Raw genomic sequence first — 517 nt, forward strand, 5'->3', positions numbered from 1 at the left:
CGGGAGGAAGACCGCCGTGTTCGTTCACGATTTGCATGAACTCGATATACGGGAAAGTCCCGCAATTCGCGACGGCGATCTCACGAGCCTCTTCAACTTGCTCACGCGTCAACGGATTAGCCACGATATTCCGCAGCTCGGCTTGCAGGCCGAAGAAGATGGAAGCGCGGTATTCCTTGTCCGATCGTGCCGAGCAGTACGACGAAGCAAACTGCACGCCGGGCGGCAGTTGAGCTGCGTGGCTCCACTTGTAAACGTCGGTGTCAAGCGCGAGATTGAATTGGTTGTCCATTTTGCAACTCCTGTTGCTAAGAATTTGTGAACCGGGGACTCCTGTCCCCGGGCGATACGGCTTAAAACCTGAACTTGAGGGCTCTTGCCTCTTGTTCAACGCGGGCAACTATTTCGGCCCGTTGCTTCGGATCGAGGAACACCCACTCTGCTACTTCTTGGGCAGTTCTCCCGCACCCTTTACACTCTTCATCGAAGAGTGTGGAGCAGACCCCGATGCATGGAC

General features: G+C 55.5%; 2 protein-coding genes. Both read right to left on the reverse strand.

The window, feature by feature from the left end; all coding sequences use genetic code 11:
- A partial coding sequence (locus tag AC1RO3_RS08470; RefSeq protein ID WP_481763999.1) for a nicotinamide phosphoribosyltransferase domain-containing protein occupies positions 1–292 on the reverse strand: 292 nt, incomplete at its 3' end.
- Between the two features lie 61 nt (positions 293–353).
- Positions 354–509, reverse strand: a complete 156-nt coding sequence (locus tag AC1RO3_RS08475; protein ID WP_481764000.1) for a DUF1289 domain-containing protein — start codon at positions 507–509, stop codon at positions 354–356.
- Positions 510–517 lie beyond the last annotated feature (8 nt).

It is taken from the genome of Dellaglioa sp. CoH-57-MRSF-19 (assembly GCF_056781975.1).